The sequence below is a fragment of the Arthrobacter sp. yr096 genome, assembly GCF_900108925.1.
Lineage (GTDB): Bacteria > Actinomycetota > Actinomycetes > Actinomycetales > Micrococcaceae > Arthrobacter.
Genome location: NZ_FNYI01000003.1, coordinates 611,523 through 626,586, shown reverse-complemented (window position 1 = coordinate 626,586; position 15,064 = coordinate 611,523). Strand labels below are relative to the sequence as shown.

General features: G+C 63.5%; 13 protein-coding genes. All 13 read left to right on the top strand.

Annotated features, from left to right (window positions below):
- The first annotated feature begins 68 nt into the window (after positions 1-68).
- The 13 genes from pyrR (at position 69) to BMY91_RS10675 (ending at position 15,063) form a co-directional block, all read left to right on the top strand.
- Positions 69-653, top strand: a complete 585-nt coding sequence (gene pyrR, locus BMY91_RS10735) for a bifunctional pyr operon transcriptional regulator/uracil phosphoribosyltransferase PyrR (RefSeq protein WP_090821661.1) — start codon at positions 69-71, stop codon at positions 651-653.
- Complete coding sequence (locus BMY91_RS10730; RefSeq protein ID WP_090821659.1) at positions 650-1,657, top strand: aspartate carbamoyltransferase catalytic subunit; 1,008 nt, start codon at positions 650-652, stop codon at positions 1,655-1,657. Before pyrR ends, BMY91_RS10730 begins: the two co-directional genes overlap by 4 nt.
- Positions 1,657-2,982, top strand: coding sequence for a dihydroorotase (locus BMY91_RS10725; protein WP_090821657.1), 1,326 nt, complete (start codon positions 1,657-1,659; stop codon positions 2,980-2,982). Before BMY91_RS10730 ends, BMY91_RS10725 begins: the two co-directional genes overlap by 1 nt.
- A complete protein-coding gene (locus tag BMY91_RS10720) occupies positions 2,982-3,503 on the top strand; it encodes a PH-like domain-containing protein (protein WP_090821655.1) in 522 nt (173 codons plus the stop codon). The genes BMY91_RS10725 and BMY91_RS10720 overlap by 1 nt, the downstream gene beginning before the upstream one ends.
- Positions 3,484-4,725 (top strand): glutamine-hydrolyzing carbamoyl-phosphate synthase small subunit, encoded by a 1,242-nt coding sequence (carA, locus tag BMY91_RS10715; protein ID WP_090821653.1) that lies wholly within the window; start codon positions 3,484-3,486, stop codon positions 4,723-4,725. The genes BMY91_RS10720 and carA overlap by 20 nt, the downstream gene beginning before the upstream one ends.
- The gene (gene carB, locus BMY91_RS10710) at positions 4,725-8,033 is read left to right on the top strand and encodes a carbamoyl-phosphate synthase large subunit (protein ID WP_090821651.1); all 3,309 of its coding nucleotides are present in this window, start codon (positions 4,725-4,727) and stop codon (positions 8,031-8,033) included. Before carA ends, carB begins: the two co-directional genes overlap by 1 nt.
- Complete coding sequence (gene pyrF, locus BMY91_RS10705) at positions 8,026-8,901, top strand: orotidine-5'-phosphate decarboxylase (protein WP_090821649.1); 876 nt, start codon at positions 8,026-8,028, stop codon at positions 8,899-8,901. Before carB ends, pyrF begins: the two co-directional genes overlap by 8 nt.
- Positions 8,902-8,998: 97 nt before the next feature.
- Positions 8,999-9,325 (top strand): integration host factor, actinobacterial type, encoded by a 327-nt coding sequence (gene mihF / locus BMY91_RS10700; RefSeq protein ID WP_090821647.1) that lies wholly within the window; start codon positions 8,999-9,001, stop codon positions 9,323-9,325.
- A 21-nt stretch (positions 9,326-9,346) separates the two neighbouring features.
- Positions 9,347-9,919, top strand: coding sequence for a guanylate kinase (gene gmk, locus BMY91_RS10695; protein WP_090821645.1), 573 nt, complete (start codon positions 9,347-9,349; stop codon positions 9,917-9,919).
- Between the two features lie 40 nt (positions 9,920-9,959).
- Complete coding sequence (rpoZ, locus tag BMY91_RS10690) at positions 9,960-10,220, top strand: DNA-directed RNA polymerase subunit omega (RefSeq protein ID WP_017197559.1); 261 nt, start codon at positions 9,960-9,962, stop codon at positions 10,218-10,220.
- A gap of 26 nt (positions 10,221-10,246) precedes the next feature.
- The gene (gene coaBC / locus BMY91_RS10685) at positions 10,247-11,503 is read left to right on the top strand and encodes a bifunctional phosphopantothenoylcysteine decarboxylase/phosphopantothenate--cysteine ligase CoaBC (RefSeq protein ID WP_090821643.1); all 1,257 of its coding nucleotides are present in this window, start codon (positions 10,247-10,249) and stop codon (positions 11,501-11,503) included.
- A 76-nt stretch (positions 11,504-11,579) separates the two neighbouring features.
- Positions 11,580-12,809: a methionine adenosyltransferase gene (gene metK, locus BMY91_RS10680; RefSeq protein ID WP_090821641.1), complete on the top strand. Its 1,230-nt coding sequence runs from the start codon at positions 11,580-11,582 to the stop codon at positions 12,807-12,809.
- A gap of 160 nt (positions 12,810-12,969) precedes the next feature.
- Positions 12,970-15,063 carry a primosomal protein N' gene (locus tag BMY91_RS10675; protein WP_090821782.1) on the top strand — a complete coding sequence of 698 codons (2,094 nt, stop codon included), beginning with the start codon at positions 12,970-12,972 and terminating at the stop codon, positions 15,061-15,063.
- Position 15,064: the final 1 nt, after the last annotated feature.

Here is a 15,064-nt window from a genome sequence, read left to right as displayed (position 1 = left end):
GTAGCTTTGAAAAGCAAATATTCCTTTTTTAATTCCGTCCCGTGAGGCGGGGAAAGGGGAGACGAGCGATGACTGAAGTCACTTCAGCGCACATGCCGTCGCGGGTTGTCCTCAACCAGGCAGACATTGATCGTGCGCTCACTCGTATCGCCCACGAGATCCTCGAAGCCAACAAAGGCTCCCAGGACCTGGTTCTTCTGGGCATTCCCAGCCGTGGCTATCCCTTGGCCGTGCGGCTTGCCAACAAAATCGCAGCAGCTGATCCCACGGTCAACGCCCAGGCGATCGTTGGCCAACTGGATGTCACGATGTTCCGTGACGATCTTTCCCACCAGCCCACCCGGCCGCCGCGTCACACCCGGCTTCCGTTGTCAGGCATCGACAATAAAGTTGTTGTCCTGATTGACGACGTCCTCTACTCGGGACGCACTATCCGCGCCGCTTTGGACGCGCTGGTGGACCTCGGCCGCCCCAGGATTGTCCGTTTGGCCGTCCTGGTGGACAGGGGCCACCGCGAGCTTCCGATCCGTGCCGACCATGTGGGCAAGAACCTGCCCACCTCGTCCTCTGAAAAGGTCCGTGTCCACCTCGAGGAAATTGACTCCATGGATGGTGTGCCCGTCAACGAGGTAGTTATCGAGGCCGGCAAGTGAAGCACCTCCTTTCTACAGAAAACCTCAGCGCCTTTGACGCCATTCGGGTTCTGGACACCGCTGAAGAGATGTCCGCGGTAGGCGAGCGTGAAGTGAAGAAGCTGCCCGCACTACGGGGTCGGACCGTGGTGAACCTCTTCTTTGAGGATTCCACCCGCACCCGGATCTCCTTCGAAGCCGCAGCCAAGCGCCTCTCAGCCGACGTGATTAACTTCGCAGCCAAGGGCTCCTCGGTTTCCAAGGGTGAGTCGCTCAAGGATACGGCGCAAACACTGGCCGCCATGGGGGCGGATGCAGTGGTCATCCGCCACTGGGCCTCGGGTGCTCCGCACCGCCTGGCCGCCACGGACTGGATCGATGCGGCAGTCATCAACGCCGGCGACGGTACCCACGAACATCCCACGCAGGCACTTCTGGACGCTTTCACCATGCGCCGGCATTGGGCGCAGCTCAGGGGAACTGCTTCCACGGGGGCGGACCTCAAGGGCATGCGGGTAGCGATCGCGGGCGACGTCCTGCACTCACGCGTTGCCCGCTCGAACGTCTGGTTGCTGAAGACCCTCGGGGCAGAGGTCACCTTGGTGGCGCCACCCACATTGCTGCCTATCGGCGTCGAGCACTGGCCCTGCAAGGTCAGCTACAACCTGGACCAGACTCTTGAGGCCGGCATCGATGCCATGATGATGCTGCGTGTCCAGGGTGAGCGCATGAACGCTTCATTCTTCCCCTCAACCCGCGAGTATTCGCGACGCTGGGGATTCGACGACGCCCGGCTCCGTGCGTTGGACGAGCTCGGCATGAAGGACACCATCATCATGCACCCGGGTCCCATGAACAGGGGCCTGGAAATTTCGTCGGCCGCCGCAGATTCGCCGCGTTCCACTGTGCTTGCCCAAGTGCGAAACGGCGTTTCGGTCCGCATGGCCGCCCTCTATCTGCTGCTGTCCGGGGACTCCCGCGAAGCCGCCCCGAATGCAATCCAGTCCAGCAAGGAGACCAACTGATGGCAGAGAACACCTACCTGATTCGTGGGGCAGCCATCCTCGGCGGCGACGCTGAAGACCTGTTGATCCGCGACGGAATCATCGAAGCACGTGGTAAGGACCTCTCCGGCGAGGGCGCCACCGTCATTGACGCCCAGGGCCTGGTTGCCCTTCCCGGAATGGTTGACGTCCACACACACCTGCGCGAACCCGGCCGCGAAGACGCAGAGACCGTGGAGACCGGTACCCGCGCTGCAGCGTTGGGCGGCTTCACCGCTGTCCACGCGATGGCCAACAGCAACCCGGTGGCAGACACCGCAGGCGTCGTTGAGCAGGTCCACAGCCTGGGCCGCGCATCCGGCTGGGTGGATGTACGCCCTGTTGGTGCAGTCACCGTAGGTTTGGCCGGGGAACAACTGGCAGAGCTGGGCGCCATGGCGGATTCCCGCGCCCAGGTCCGGATGTTCTCCGATGACGGCATCTGCGTTCACGATCCCGTCATCATGCGCCGCGCCCTGGAATACGTGAAAGCGTTCGACGGCGTGGTGGCCCAGCACGCGCAGGAACCCCGCCTGACGGCCGGGGCACAGATGAACGAAGGCGCTGTCTCTGCAGTGCTCGGGCTGACCGGATGGCCGGCTGTTGCTGAGGAAAGCATCATTGCCCGCGACGTCCTGCTGGCACAGCATGTTGGTTCCCGCCTGCACGTCTGCCATGTGTCCACGGCCGGATCCGTGGAGATTGTGCGCTGGGCCAAGGCTCGAGGTATCAACGTCACTGCCGAGGTAACCCCACACCACCTGCTCTTGACCGACGAACTGGTCCGCAGCTACGACCCCGTGTACAAGGTCAATCCGCCGCTGCGCACGGACGCCGACGTGCAAGCACTGCGCGCGGGCCTTGCGGATGGCACCATCGATGTTGTTGGCACGGACCACGCCCCGCATCCCAGCGAGCACAAGGAATGCGAATGGGCGCAGGCAGCCATGGGTATGACGGGACTCGAAACCGCCCTCTCCGTGGTCCAGGAGACCATGATCGAGACCGGCCTCATGACGTGGGCCGACTTCGCGAGGGTTACATCCTTCACGCCAGCTGTCATCGGCCGCGTTGCTGACCAGGGCCGCCCGTTGGAGGTTGGCGAACCTGCGAACGTCATCCTGGTGGACCCGGCTGCGCGTTGGACCGTTGACCCGCATAAAATGGCAACCATGGGCCGCAATTCACCGTTCAAGGGCAAGGAGCTGCCCGGATCCGTGGTGGCGACCTTCTTCAAGGGCCACCCCACGGTCCTCAATGGTCAGCTCAACACGCCTTACAGGTACCCGGCAGTCAGCAGCAACTAATGGACAACCAAACACTGACCGTGCTCATCACGGTGCCGTTGATCGTCGTCGTCCTGGCGATGATCTGGTTGGGATGGCGGAACCGGCTGAGGCGACAAGCCGACCTCGGACGCCTCCCCGCGGTTCCGGAGCAGCTGACCCCGGCCACCGTGGTGGCAGATGGCCAGTATGTGGCCACCACCACGGCCGGCGACTGGCTGGACCGGATCGCGGTCCAGGGCCTTGGTATCCGGACAAATGCGGAACTGAGCATCCACGCTGAAGGCGTGCTGTTCGACCGGTCCGGTGCCGCCCCGGTGTTCATCCCCAGCGCAGCCCTGGCCGACAGCCGTGAGTCAAACGGGATGGCTGGGAAGTTCGTCGAGAAAGACGGTCTCCTGGTCATCAGTTGGAAGCTTGGCGCCAGGGAGCTCGACACTGGATTCAGGTCCAGGCACGCAGCCGACAAGCACCTCCTCCTCGAAGCCCTCCAGGAATTGATCTCCGCAGCCCCTCAGGCAGATGCCGATAGTGGAAAGTAATAAAGTGACGGATAGTACAGCAGCCACCACACCCACCCCCTCAGCAGCAGTGCTGGTGCTCGAAGACGGCCGCATGTTCCGCGGCCGCAGCTACGGAGCCCAGGGAACCGCCCTGGGTGAGGCCGTCTTCGCCACCGGCATGACCGGCTACCAGGAGACCATCACGGACCCCTCCTACGCCCGGCAACTGGTAGTCCAGACGGCTCCGCACATCGGCAACACAGGCGTCAACAGCGAGGACGCTGAATCCCGCCGCATCTGGGTGGCCGGGTACATCGTGCGCGACGCTGCCCGACGCCCCTCCAACTGGCGCTCCGAACGCAGCCTCGATGACGAACTGGTGGAGCAGGGAATCGTCGGTATCCAGGGCGTAGACACCCGCGCCATCACCCGCCACCTGCGCGAGCACAAAACCATGCGTGCAGGCATCTTCTCGGGTGACGCCGCGCAGGCTACCGACAAGGAACTGCTGGACACCGTCCTGGCCAGTGCCCCCATGGAAGGTGCAGCCCTCGCTGAGGAAGTCTCCATCGATGAGGCCTACGTCGTGGAACCCAAGGACCACGGCTGGGAGGGCGAACCGCGCTTTTCCATCGCAGCTGTTGACCTGGGCATCAAGGCCATGACACCGGTGCGCTTTGCAGAGCGCGGCGTCCGGGTCCACGTCCTGCCGGCCACGTCCACGCTGGAGGACGTCAACGCCGTCAACCCGGATGGCTTCTTCATGTCCAACGGACCTGGCGACCCCGCCACGGCGGACCACCAAGTGTCGTTGTTGCGTTCAGTTCTGGACGAGAAGCTGCCCTACTTCGGCATCTGCTTCGGCAACCAGATCCTGGGCCGCGCCCTTGGCTTCGGCACGTACAAGCTCCGTTACGGCCACCGTGGCATCAACCAGCCGGTGATGGACCGCCGCACCGGCAAGGTTGAAATCACGTCACAGAACCACGGCTTCGCCGTTGATGCTCCGATGAACGGTGCCACCGTGGCACCGGAGGAGCGTTACGGTCGCGTGGAAGTCAGCCACGTTTCGTTGAATGACGACGTCGTTGAGGGGCTAGCGTGCCTCGACATCCCGGCGTTCTCGGTCCAGTACCACCCTGAGGCCGCGGCAGGTCCACACGATGCCGCCTACCTCTTCGACCGCTTCATCGATCTCATGGCTGAGACGAAGTCCGGCGCTGCCACCACCACCGACTCCAAGACTGAGGACAAGAAGTAATGCCCAAGCGTACAGATCTCAAGAGCGTCCTTGTCATCGGTTCCGGCCCCATCGTCATCGGCCAGGCTGCCGAGTTCGACTACTCCGGTACCCAGGCGCTGCGTGTCCTCAAGGAGGAAGGCCTGCGGGTCATCCTCGTAAACTCCAACCCGGCCACCATCATGACGGACCCTGAGTTCGCCGATGCCACCTACGTTGAGCCCATCACTCCCGAGGTGGTGGAAAAGATCATCGCCAAGGAGCGTCCGGACGCCATCCTGCCCACTCTGGGAGGCCAGACGGCGCTGAACACGGCCATCGCGCTGGACAAGAACGGCGTGCTGGAGAAGTACAACGTGGAACTCATTGGTGCGAACATCGCTGCCATTGAGCTTGGCGAGGACCGCGAGAAGTTCAAGGGCGTCGTTGAGCGTTGCGGTGCTGAATCTGCCCGCAGCCACATCATCCACACCATGGACGAGGCCTTTGCTGCTGCGGAAGACCTCGGCTACCCGATGGTCGTCCGCCCGTCCTTCACCATGGGTGGACTGGGCTCCGGCTTGGCCTACAACGAGGACGACCTTCGCCGCATCGTCGGCCAAGGCCTCCAGTACAGCCCCACCACCGAGGTCCTGCTCGAAGAGAGCATCCTCGGCTGGAAGGAATACGAGCTCGAGATGATGCGCGACAAGAACGACAACGTCGTTGTTGTGTGTTCCATCGAGAACTTCGATCCCGTGGGTGTCCACACCGGCGACTCCATCACGGTTGCTCCTGCCCTGACTCTGACCGACCGTGAGTACCAGAAATTGCGCGACGTCTCCATTGCCGTGATCCGTGAAGTTGGCGTGGACACCGGTGGTTGCAACATCCAGTTCGCCATCGACCCCGCCACTGGTCGGGTGGTGGTCATCGAAATGAACCCGCGAGTCTCCCGTTCCTCCGCCCTGGCATCCAAGGCCACCGGCTTCGCCATCGCCAAGATCGCCACCAAGCTCTCACTTGGCTACACGCTGGACGAGATCCCCAACGACATCACGCAGAAGACGCCGGCCTCGTTCGAGCCGACACTCGACTACGTTGTGGTCAAGGTTCCCCGCTTCGCCTTCGAGAAGTTCCCGGCAGCAGACAACACGCTGACCACCACCATGAAATCGGTGGGCGAGGCCATGGCCATGGGCCGCAACTTCACCGAAGCCCTGCAAAAGGCCCTGCGCTCCCTGGAGCAGAAGGGGTCCCAGCTGGACTTCAGCTCCGTGCCCGAATACGAGGTTGCTGAGCTCATCGAGAAGGCCAAGCGTCCCACCACGGACCGCCTGCACCAGGTGCAGCGTGCAATGCTGGGTGGCGCCAGCGTCGAGGACCTCTTCGAAGCCACCAAGATCGATCCCTGGTTCCTGGACCAGCTGCAGCTGCTCAACGAAACCGCGCAGGAGATCCGCAAGGCGGGCGTACTCACTGAGGAAATGCTGCGCAACGCCAAGCGCCACGGCTTCTCCGACGAGCAAATTGGTGCCTTGACGCACAACAACGAGGCTGTGGTTCGTGGCGTCCGCCAGGCCCTGGGTATTCGCCCGGTCTACAAGACGGTGGACACCTGTGCCGCAGAGTTCGCCGCCTACACGCCGTACCACTACTCCTCCTATGACGAGGAAGACGAGGTAGGCCTGCACTCCAAGCCCTCCGTCATCATCCTCGGCTCGGGCCCCAACCGCATTGGCCAGGGCATTGAGTTCGACTACTCCTGCGTGCACGCCTCCATGGCACTGCGCAAAGCCGGCTATGAGACCGTCATGGTCAACTGCAACCCTGAAACCGTCTCCACGGACTACGACGTTTCCACGCGCCTGTACTTCGAGCCGCTGACTCTTGAGGATGTCCTCGAAGTCATCGCCGCTGAAGAGCGTACTGGCGGCGTTATGGGCGTGTTCGTGCAGCTGGGAGGCCAGACTCCGCTGAAGTTGGCCCAGCAGCTCGCCGACGCCGGCGTTCCCATCCTGGGCACGTCCCCCGAAGCGATCGACCTCGCTGAGCACCGTGGCGCGTTTGCCCGCGTGCTGGATGAAGCCGGCCTGACCTCCCCGAAGAACGGCACCGCCGTATCCTTCGAGGACGCCAAGAAGATCGCTGACGAGATCGGCTACCCGGTTCTGGTGCGTCCGTCCTACGTCCTGGGCGGCCGTGGCATGGAGATCGTCTACGACGAAGCCAACCTGTCCCGCTACATTGCCAACGCCACGGAAATCACCCCGGACCACCCGGTGCTGATCGACCGCTTCCTTGAAGACGCCGTCGAAATCGACGTCGACGCGCTCTTCGACGGCACCGACATGTACCTTGGCGGCATCATGGAGCACATTGAGGAGGCCGGTATCCACTCCGGTGACTCCGCGTGTGTCCTTCCCCCCATCACCCTCGGCAACAACGTGATCGAGCGCGTGCGCACCGCAACCCGTGCCATCGCCGAAGGTGTGGGCGTCCGCGGTCTCATCAACATCCAGTTCGCCTTGGCTTCCGACGTCCTGTACGTCCTGGAAGCCAACCCGCGGGCATCCCGCACTGTTCCGTTCGTTTCCAAGGCAACGGGCGTGCAGATGGCGAAGGCTGCCGCGCTGATCGGTACCGGTGTCACCATCAACCAGCTCCGCAGCGCCTACAAGATGTTGCCGGAGACCGGTGACGGTTCCACGCTGCCTTTGGATGCACCGGTTGCCGTAAAGGAAGCCGTCCTGCCGTTCAGCCGGTTCCGCACACCGGAGGGCAAGGTCGTAGACTCCCTGCTCGGTCCGGAAATGCGTTCCACCGGTGAGGTCATGGGTATCGACAAGCACTTCGATACCGCTTTCGCGAAAAGCCAGGCAGCTGCCAACAATGCGCTGCCCACCGAAGGCAAGATCTTCGTCTCCGTGGCGAACCGCGACAAGCGCTCCGTGATCATGGGCGTCAAGCGGCTCTCTGACCTCGGATTCGAAATCGTCTCCACCGGCGGTACTGCAGACGTTCTGCGCCGCAACGGCATCCAGGCGACGCCGGTGCGCAAGGTGGCTGAGGGCAGCAGCGCCGAAGGTGAGGGCACCATTGCGGACCTCGTCATTGCGGGCGAGATCGACATGGTCTTCAACACCCCTTCCGGTGGTGAAGCCCGCAGCGACGGGTACGAGCTCCGCGCTGCAGCAACGTCCATCGGTATTCCCTGCATCACCACGGTTGCCGAGTTCAACGCCGCCGTTCAGGCCATTGAGGCGCTTCGCACCTACGAATGGTCGGTGACAAGCCTGCAGGAGCACGCAGCCAACCTGGCTGCCGCCGTGGAAGCTGCGCATGCCTGAGTCCGCCGCAACGCAACAAGGGCAGCAGCCGCTCCGGGAGTCTTTCGGCTCCCGGCTGGCTGCGGCCATGGCCACCCGCGGCCCGCTGTGCGTCGGCATCGACCCGCACCCGCAGTTGTTGGCGCAGTGGGGATTGAACGACGACGCCGCCGGGCTGGAGCGCTTCTCGTTGACCGTCGTGGAGGCTGTGGCTTCCCTGGCTGCAGCGGTGAAGCCGCAGGTGGCACTGTACGAGCGACACGGATCAGCAGGAATGGCTGTCCTGGAGCGAACGTTGGCTGCGTCCACGGATGCCGGTGTACTCAGCATCGCCGATGCCAAGCGTGGGGACATTGGCTCCACGATGGCTGCCTACGCCGACGCCTGGATGCGTGATGGTTCCTCCTTGGCCGCAGACTCTGTGACGTTGAGCCCATACCTTGGCTTTGAGTCGCTGCGTCCTGCGCTGGACCTCGCGGCCCAGTACGGCAGGGGAGTGTTCGTCCTTGCACTGACGTCCAATCCGGAAGGAAAGTCAGTCCAGCATGTTGGCGGAAGCGATTCGGTTGCCCGACGGATTGTCGCAGCAGCCGCCGCGGAGAACCAGCGCTACGACGGCGTCCTTGGTTCGGTTGGGCTGGTAGTGGGCGCAACCATCGGTTCTGCGCTTGAGGAGCTGGCGATTGATCTTGGGCCTGTCCGCGGGGCCATCCTGGCTCCGGGCCTTGGCGCCCAGGGTGCTACGCCGGCTGATCTCCGCGCGACCTTTGGAGACGCGTACTCCAGCGTGCTGGCCACGTCCAGCCGCGGGATTTTGGTGGCCGGACCTGACGTTTCCGCGCTGCGCGCCGCAACCGAGGAGACACTGGACGGGCTTCGCGGGGAGTAAGTTGCCAACCCGCATTGCGCAAGCGGACTCCTGCCGGTAGGTTCAGGATCAGTCCGCGTGATCTGGATCACAATCTCGATCTGACAGGGGTTTGGCAGTGGGCCTTAAAGAGCTGACACCGCAGGAACGTTCCGATGCCCTCGAAAAGGCCGCCAAGGCGCGGGCCGTGCGTGCCGCAGCCAAGGAAAGGCTTAAGCGCGGTGAGGTGAGCATTGCGGAGTTGATCTCCTCGGGCACCACTGACGAGGCGATCGCGCGTATGCGGGTGGTGGAACTGTTGGAGGCCCTGCCGGGCATTGGACCCGTCAGGGCGGCCGGGATCATGGCAGAGATTGGCATTGCCGGATCCCGGAGGATCCGGGGGCTGGGAATTCACCAGGCCCGGGCGCTGGTAGATTTTATGGATACCCAGCAAAGCATTTGACGCATCTCCCCGAAGGAATCCGTGAGCAAGAATCCTGGACTGACTGTCCTTGCAGGCCCCACTGCCGTTGGCAAGGGAACCGTATCAACGTACATCAGGGACAACTATCCAGAGGTTTGGCTCTCAGTCTCCGCCACCACCCGGGCGGCCCGTCCTGGTGAAGAGGATGGCGTCCATTACTTCTTCAAATCTGCGGAGGAGTTTGACTCGCTGATCGCCCAGGGCGAGCTCCTGGAGTGGGCAGTGGTGCACGGCCACAACCGCTATGGCACGCTCCGCAGTACGGTCAATGCCGCCATCGCCGAGGGCAAGTCCGTTCTTCTGGAGATCGACCTCCAGGGCGCGCGCCAGGTCAAGGCTGCTGTCCCTGACGCAAACTTTGTGTTCCTGGCCCCGCCCAGCTGGGATGAAATGGTCCGCCGCCTGGTGGGGCGTGGCACCGAAACGCCGGAGGAACAGCAGCGCAGGCTGGAAACCGCTAAACTGGAACTTGCTGCTGAACCGGAGTTTGACCACACCGTCATCAATGACGACGTTCGCCGGGCAGCGGACGAGCTTGTTTCACTCATGGGGCTTACCCCGCACGAGCGCTAAAGCGCTTGCAATTGTTGGCCCGCTAGAATTTGGAGAATTCGTGTCCACGAACCTTGAAGGCATCATCAACCCGCCGATCGATTCGCTGCTTGAGGCTGCCGATTCCAAGTACGGCCTGGTCATCTTCGGTGCCAAGCGTGCCCGTCAGATCAACGCCTACTACGCACAGCTGCACGAGGGCCTGTTTGAGTACGTCGGTCCGTTGGTCGACACCAAGCTGAACGAGAAGTCGCTCTCGATCGCCCTCCGCGAGATCAACGAAGGCCTCCTGGTCTCCACGCCGATCGAGCCCGCAGAATAAGCAGACTGCCTGTTGACGGAGGTCACGTGCGCATAGTCCTCGGAGTCGGGGGAGGGATCGCAGCCTATAAGGTTGCATCGCTCCTCCGGCTTTTTACTGAAGCCGGTCACAAGGTGACGGTCATCCCCACAGAAGCGGCAACCCGCTTCGTTGGGGTGGCCACCTGGGAAGCACTCTCGGGGAATCCGGTGAGCAACAGCGTCTTTGACGACGTTGAGAGGGTCAATCATGTCCGCTTGGGGCATGAGGCTGACCTGATCGTGGTTGCCCCGGCCACTGCCGATCTCCTGGCCAAAGCAGCAACCGGGCAAGCGGGCGACCTCCTCACCAACACACTCCTGATGGCCCACGGGCCGGTGCTCTTCGCTCCGGCGATGCACACTGAAATGTGGCAGCACGCCGCCACCCAGGCCAACGTGGAGACGCTGCGCAGCCGAGGCGTGACTGTGCTTGAACCAGCCTCCGGTCGCCTCACCGGTTCTGACTCCGGTCCGGGCCGGCTGCCCGAGCCGGAAGCAATCTATGCCGCCGCCATGGCGCTGGCAGAGGTTGCCGTGGACGGCGAGCCGAAGGCGTCGCCCGCCGCCTACACCCCCTTGGCTGGTCGGAAGGTCACGATTTCCGCCGGTGGGACCCGGGAAGCCCTGGACCCTGTGCGCTTCCTCGGTAACCGTTCTTCGGGCAAGCAAGGTACAGCACTGGCCGCGGCTGCACTGGCCGCCGGAGCAACGGTCCGGTTCCTGGCCGCGCATATGGACGTCGAGCCGCCTGCCGGCGTCGAGCTCATCCGCGTTGAATCAGCTTTGGAACTGCGGGAAGCGGCGCTGAAAGCTGCGGTGGATTCCGACGTCGTCATCATGGCCGCTGCTGTGGCGGACTTCCGCCCGGCAGAGATTTCGGACACGAAGATCAAAAAGGTGGACGGCGAGGATGCGCCGGTGGTGCGGCTGGTCCGGAACCCGGACATCCTTCACGAGTTGGTTGAGCGACGGAACGCCGAAGGCGGTCAGCAGCTGATTGTTGGATTCGCCGCCGAAACGGGCGACGCGCAGGGCGATGTCCTTGAGCACGCCACGGCCAAGCTCAAACGCAAGGGCTGCGATCTGCTGGTGGTTAACCAGGTGGGCGTTGGCCGCGTCTTCGGCCAGGATGAGAACTCTGTGGTCATTCTGTCCGGCCACGGTGCCGAGCCGCAGTCGGCCGCTGGCTCAAAGGCTGACGTTGCTGCTGCCGTGGTGGACCGGGTGGGCGCCGAGCTCGCACGGGTCTTCCCGGCCTTGTAACCGATCCCACACCCGAATTCTTAGCATAGGGACACACGGCAGATGCCGCCGTCCCGCAACCCAGTAAGGTGGTCGAGTGACTTTACCGCTGCACCATGAACCCCATGGCACCCCGTCCAAGCTCCGGCTCTTCACCTCCGAGTCGGTCACCGAAGGGCACCCGGACAAGATCTGTGACCAAATCAGCGACGCCATCCTTGATGCGCTGCTGGCCGCGGACCCTGAATCCCGCGTGGCCGTTGAGACCATGGCCACCACGGGGCTGGTGCACGTGGCTGGTGAGGTCACCACCGACGCCTATGTAGAGATTCCGCAGATTGTTCGCGAGACCATCCTCGGCATCGGCTATGACTCGTCCGCCAATGGCTTCGACGGCGCCCGATGTGGGGTTTCCGTTTCCATCGGGCAGCAGTCCAATGACATTGCCGGGGGAGTGTTCAATTCCTTAGAGGCCCGTGAGGGACGTCAGGAAGATGACTACGACCTCCAGGGCGCAGGTGACCAAGGGATCATGTTCGGCTACGCCAGCGATGAGACGGCGTCATACATGCCCACTCCCATCTGGCTGGCCCACCGCCTGTCTGAACGCCTCACAGAGGTCCGCAAGAACGGCGAGTTGGCATACCTCCGCCCGGACGGCAAGACCCAGGTTACGGTAGGGTACGACGGCGACCGGCCGGTTTCGGTGGAAACGGTGGTCATTTCCAGCCAGCACGCCGAGGAAGCAAGCCTGGAGCAGCTTCGGGCCGACCTCGCCAGTTACGTCATTGATCCCGTTCTGGCGGCGTCAAGCCTCGACCTCTCGCGGACGGCCAACATCCTCAACCCCGCCGGTGCCTTCGTCATCGGCGGCCCGGTAGGCGACGCCGGCCTCACCGGACGCAAGATCATCGTCGACACCTATGGCGGGTTCTCCCGTCACGGCGGCGGCGCGTTTTCCGGCAAGGATCCGTCCAAGGTGGACCGCTCGGCTGCTTACGCCATGCGCTGGGTTGCCAAGAATGTGGTGGCCGCTGGATTGGCCAAGCGCGCCGAGATCCAGATCGCGTATGCCATTGGTCAGGCACGTCCTGTTGGAACCTACGTTGAGACCTTCGGCACAGAAACGGTTGACCCCGCCCGCATCAGCGAGGCGATCGACGAACTCTTCGACCTCCGTCCCCGCGCCATCATCGACGCCTTGGACCTCAAGAGGCCCATCTACGCCAAGACGGCGGCCCACGGTCACTTTGGCCGCGACGAACCTGACTTCACGTGGGAGCGCCTGGACCGGGTTGATGACCTGAAGGAATACTTCAACGCCTGATTCCTTCCCTCCCGCCGGGTCCGCACGGCCGATGTTGTTTTGTCGGTGGTTCGTGGTTGGCTGGAGCCAGAGAGATGCCCGCAGCGGGTCGATCCCGCTGCGGGCTTTCTGCGTTGATGGTGCGCGGTAGTGGCCGCGCGATGAATTGGAGGTGAAGAGCATGGCAGGACACGAGGCCCAGCCGTCGCTGCTCCAACCATCATTGCTGCAAGGTTTTCCGGCGCGGGCACAGGTCAGCGGTCCTCCACTGGCCGCGGTTAACCCTGTTGCCCGCGTCATCCTGGAGTCATCCCTGCCGCATCTGGACAGGCCCTTTGACTACAGCGTTCCCGCAGAGCTCGCGGAGGCGGCTGCTCCCGGTGTCCGCGTGAAGGTTAAATTCAACGGTCAGGAACTGAACGGCTTTATTGTCGAGCGGCGTGATGACTCGGATGCAGCCCACCCGCTGACGCCCTTGCATAAGGTCGTCTCCCCGGTGGCTGTCCTGGTCCCTGCTGTCTCCAGGTTGGCCGGAACGGTGGCTGCCCGGTACGCCGGGACGCTCAGCGATGTTCTCCGGACGGCTGTTCCGCCCCGGGTTGCCAAAGTGGAGAAGGAACTGTTGGCAGGGGATTTCGACGCCGACGCAGTGGACCTTAAGCCGTTCACGGACGCCCATGCCTGGGCCGCCTACTCCAACGGCGCATCTTTTCTGCAGCACCTTGCCAGTGGCGGTTCTCCCAAGGCTGTGCTCACGGCCCTCCAGGGATTCGGTCCTGAAGGATGGCCGGCCCTCATCGCGTCGGCCGTTGCCACGGTCCGGTCCTCCGGCCGTGGAGCGGTGGTGGTTGTGCCGGACTATCGGGACCTTGAACAATTGGAGGCTGCCCTCACCCAGGTACTGCCGGCATCCGATGTTGCCCGGCTCACCGCGGATGACGGTCAAACGCCTCGCTACAGGAATTTCCTGCGACTACTGAGCGGAAGTGCCGGGGTGGCCATCGGCACCCGTTCAGCGGCCTATGCGCCAGTGCGGGATCTCGGCCTGGTGGTGTGCTGGGATGACGGTGATGACCTCCACATCGAGCAGCGGGCCCCCTACGCGCATACGCGTGAAGTCCTGTTGCTACGCGCCGAGCAGGAGGGGTCAGCCTGCTTGATGGCTGCCCATAGCCGGAGTACCGAACTTCAACGCCTGGTGGAAATGCAGTGGGCGGTGCCCCTTGATGCACCACGCACAGCTGTCCGTTCCACTGTTCCCCGGGTCCTCAACACCGCGGACAGCTTCGAGCAGGAGCGCGACCCCTTGGCGCGCATTGCGCGTTTGCCAGGTGCGGCCTGGCGTGCCGCCAAGGAGGGGCTGGAACGTGGACCCGTCCTGGTGCAGGTTGCACGTGCAGGTTATGCACCATCCTTGGTGTGCGAGACATGCCGTGAGCTTGCCCGCTGCAACGCCTGCCAGGGGCCTCTGGCAGTCTCCAGCAGTTCTGCTGTGCCATCATGCCGCTGGTGCTCAACACCGGCTCCCCAGTGGCGCTGCACGCACTGCAGCGGGACCAGGTTGCGCAGGGGAGCGGCCGGCGTCATGAGGACCGCAGAGGAACTGGGGCGGGCTTTCCCGGGCGCATCAGTTGTGACTTCCTCCGGAGAGCACATCAAGGCAACTGTTCCGGACAGTCCTGCTTTGGTGGTGGCTACTGTGGGGGCAGAGCCCGTGGCACCTCACGGTTATGCGGCTGCATTGCTGCTGGATGGGAATTCACTGCTTCGGCGGGAAAATCTTCGGGCAGGGGAAGACACCGTCCGGCGCTGGTTCAACGCTGCAGCCCTGGTGAAGCCTGCCAGCCAAGGCGGTCTGGTGGTCATCACTGCGGACGACACTACTGCCACAGGAGCCCTCCTGCGGTGGGACGCTCCGGGGTACGCGTCACGGGAACTGGCCCTTCGGAAGGAACTTCAACTGCCCCCGGCGGTCCGGGTAGCATCCGTCACCGGTTCCAGGGCCGACGTCGGGCTTTTTTCTGACGCTTTCGAAGCTAGCGCCGGGGCGGTAACCGGCACCAAACTTCGTAAGGCCGGTCCCGCTCCAGTGCAGTTGTACTCCGGGCCGGGAAGCTCCGGAGAGGCGGAGGCAGACGTGCGTACGCTTTACTTCATTCCCTACACGGACGCCGCGGAAACCACGCGGGCCCTGCGGGCTGTCAAGGTAGCCAGCGCTGCCAAACGTACGTCCGGTCCGGTACAACTCCGCCTGGACGGCGTTGACGTCCTCTAGC

Bases quoted from the DNA above. Each gene is read 5' to 3' on its own strand.
- pyrR (WP_090821661.1), top strand. From the start codon at position 69: ATGACTGAAGTCACTTCAGCGCACATGCCGTCGCGGGTTGTCCTCAAC.
- BMY91_RS10725 (WP_090821657.1), top strand. From the start codon at position 1,657: ATGGCAGAGAACACCTACCTGATTCGTGGGGCAGCCATCCTCGGCGGC.
- BMY91_RS10720 (WP_090821655.1), top strand. From the start codon at position 2,982: ATGGACAACCAAACACTGACCGTGCTCATCACGGTGCCGTTGATCGTC.
- carA (WP_090821653.1), top strand. From the start codon at position 3,484: ATGCCGATAGTGGAAAGTAATAAAGTGACGGATAGTACAGCAGCCACC.
- carB (WP_090821651.1), top strand. From the start codon at position 4,725: ATGCCCAAGCGTACAGATCTCAAGAGCGTCCTTGTCATCGGTTCCGGC.
- pyrF (WP_090821649.1), top strand. From the start codon at position 8,026: ATGCCTGAGTCCGCCGCAACGCAACAAGGGCAGCAGCCGCTCCGGGAG.
- BMY91_RS10675 (WP_090821782.1), top strand. From the start codon at position 12,970: ATGGCAGGACACGAGGCCCAGCCGTCGCTGCTCCAACCATCATTGCTG.